This window comes from Mycobacterium sp., assembly GCF_032162105.1.
Classification (GTDB): domain Bacteria; phylum Actinomycetota; class Actinomycetes; order Mycobacteriales; family Mycobacteriaceae; genus Mycobacterium.
The window spans coordinates 1-2,748 of record NZ_JAVRPS010000417.1 but is presented as its reverse complement, the minus strand read 5'-3'; the positions used below and the strand labels follow the sequence as shown (position 1 = coordinate 2,748).

General features: G+C 65.6%; 3 protein-coding genes. All 3 read left to right on the top strand.

The window, feature by feature from the left end; genetic code table 11:
* Positions 1 to 122: 122 nt before the first annotated feature.
* Positions 123 to 644: a DoxX family protein gene (locus tag QOC69_RS21305; protein ID WP_526443266.1), complete on the top strand. Its 522-nt coding sequence runs from the start codon at positions 123 to 125 to the stop codon at positions 642 to 644.
* A 38-nt stretch (positions 645 to 682) separates the two neighbouring features.
* The gene (locus QOC69_RS21300; protein WP_526443268.1) at positions 683 to 1,426 is read left to right on the top strand and encodes a DUF427 domain-containing protein; all 744 of its coding nucleotides are present in this window, start codon (positions 683 to 685) and stop codon (positions 1,424 to 1,426) included.
* A 72-nt stretch (positions 1,427 to 1,498) separates the two neighbouring features.
* Positions 1,499 to 2,748: DUF3556 domain-containing protein (locus tag QOC69_RS21295; protein ID WP_526443264.1), on the top strand; the 1,250-nt coding region annotated here is incomplete at its 3' end.

Below are 2,748 nucleotides of genomic sequence, written 5' to 3'. Positions count from 1 at the left end.
CCAACATCCACGGCGCGGTTCTCAGTGTGGACGGGGGCTGGGCGGCGGTCTAGCAACGGCATGACAGACCAAATTCCCGGGTCGCTTCGCTCCTGCCCGCCGGAAGACCTAGATTACGTTGCGTGACTGCCTACGACTTCGGGATCCTCGTGCTCCGAGTGGTGCTCGGCCTGACCATGGCCGCGCACGGCTACAACAAGTTCTTCGGGCCAGGTGGGCTGGCAGGTACGGCAGGCTGGTTCGACAGCATGGGCATGAAGCCCGGCAAGTTTCACGCCAGGGTCGCCGCCACCACCGAGATGGCCGCCGGACTCGGGCTGGCCGTCGGGCTGCTCACGCCGGTCCCCGCCGCAGGCTTCGTCTCGCTGATGTTCGTCGCGGCATGGACGGTGCACCGCAAGAACGGCTTCTTCATCGTCAAGGAGGGCTGGGAGTACAACCTGGTGCTCGCGGTCGCCGCGGTGGCGATCGCGACCGTTGGTGCGGGCAAGCTCAGCCTGGACTACGCGCTGTTCCACACCACCGGCGTCTACGACTACCTGCACGGCTGGTGCGGCCTCTTCATCGCCGTCGTGCTGGGCCTGGCAGGCGGCATCGGTCAGGTGGCGATCTTCTACCGGCCGCCGGCCAAGCAGGCGGGATAGCCATCGTGTCTCAACCGCCCGGCACCGACTATCCGCAGATGGCCGTCCAGCGCGGTCACGTCGAACCCTCGCCGCGGCGGGTCCGCGGTTACTTCGACGGCCAGCTGGTGTTCGACACGACACACGCCCGCTACGTGTGGGAGGTGCCGAACTACCCGCAGTACTACATCCCGCGTGCAGACGTGCGCGACGAAGTCCTCGTCGACGACGATCACCCGCAGAAGGTGCAGTTCGGGCCGTCGCGGATGTACTCACTGACTGCGGGGGACGCCACTCGGAAGGGTGCGGCGCGGGTGTTCGACGCCGACGGCGACGGCCCGGTCGCAGGCACCGTCCGGTTCGACTGGAACGCCCTCGACTGGTTCGAGGAGGACGAACCCATCGTCGGTCATCCGCGCAACCCCTACGCCAGGGTCGACGCCCTGCGCTCGCACCGGCACGTCCACGTCGAACTCGACGGCGTCGAGCTCGCCGACACCCATACTCCGGTGCTTCTCTTCGAAACCGGTTTGCCGACAAGGTATTACATCGACCGAACCGATGTCGTGTTCGCCAACCTGGAGCCCAGTGAGACGGAGTCCCTGTGTCCGTACAAGGGCGTCACCTCCGGCTACTGGTCGGTGCGAGTCGGCGAGACCGTGCACCAGGACCTGGCGTGGACGTATGACTACCCGCTGGCGGCCGTCGCCCCGATCGCGCGGATGATCGCGTTCTACAACGAGAAGCTCGACATCGCCGTCGACGGCGTTCCGCTGCCTCGGCCGCACACACCCTTCAGCTGACCTTGCCGACTGCTCACGGTCAGAAGGTCGAACCCGTTCCGCACATCTAGAACACGTTCTAGTCTGCTCGGCATGGGCTTTCTCAAACAGGAATCACCCGAGATCGACTACGCCGAGTGGAGCAAGGGGACCCGGGCCGAGAAGATCGTCCCGATGGCCCGGCATTGGGCCGAGGTCGGCTTCGGCACCCCAGTCGTGCTGCACCTGTTCTACGTGGTGAAGATCCTGCTGTACGTCCTAGTGGCGTGGCTGATGGTGGTGGTGACCACCGACGGCATCGACGGCTTCACCAACGTGGCGCAGTGGTACGCCGAGCCGATCGTGTTCGAGAAGGTCGTGCTGTACACGATGCTGTTCGAGGTGCTCGGCCTCGGTTGCGGGTTCGGCCCGCTCAACAACCGGTTCTTCCCGCCGATGGGCTCTGCGCTGTACTGGCTGCGGCCCAAGACCATTCGGCTGCCGCCGTGGCCGACCCGGATCCCGCTGACGAAGGGGACGTCACGCACGCCGATCGACGTGCTGCTGTACGCCGCGTTGCTGATCGCCTTGCTGTTCGCTCTACTTTCGGAGGGCAGCGGCCCAATCCCTGAGCTGAACACCACCGTCGGCGTGCTGCCGACATGGCAGATCGCGACGATCCTCGGCATCCTGGCCGTGCTCGGCCTGCGCGACAAGGTGATCTTCCTGGCCGCCCGCGGTGAGGTGTACGCCTCGCTGGCGGTGTGCTTCCTGTTCAGCGGCGTCGACATGATCATCGCCGCCAAGCTCGTCTGCCTGGTGATCTGGCTCGGCGCAGCGACCTCGAAGCTCAACAAGCACTTCCCGTTCGTCATCTCGACGATGATGAGCAACAACCCGGTGTTCCGGCCGCGGTGGATCAAGCGCAGGTTCTTCGAGAAGTTCCCCGACGACCTGCGCCCGGGCCGGTTGTCGCGCTTCGTCGCGCACTTCAGCACCGCAATCGAGGGGCTGGTGCCGCTGGCGTTGTTCTTCTCGCACGGCGGTTGGCCGACGGCGATCGCCGCGTTCGTGATGCTGTGCTTCCACTTCGGCATCCTCAGCTCCATCCCGATGGGCGTCCCGTTGGAGTGGAACGTGTTCATGATGTTCAGCGTGCTGGCGCTGTTCGTCGGGCACGCCGGGATCGGCCTCGGCGACCTGCAGAGCCCGTGGCCGATCGTGTTGTTCGTCGTGGTCGCCGGGACCGTGGTGCTCGGAAACCTGTTCCCGCGCAAGGTCTCCTTCCTGCCGGGGATGCGGTACTACGCAGGCAACTGGGATACCACGCTGTGGTGCCTCAAGCCGGCCGCCGAGGAGAAGAT

Coding starts and splice junctions, on each gene's coding strand:
- QOC69_RS21300 (WP_526443268.1), top strand. CDS start 683: ATGGCCGTCCAGCGCGGTCACGTCGAACCCTCGCCGCGGCGGGTCCGC.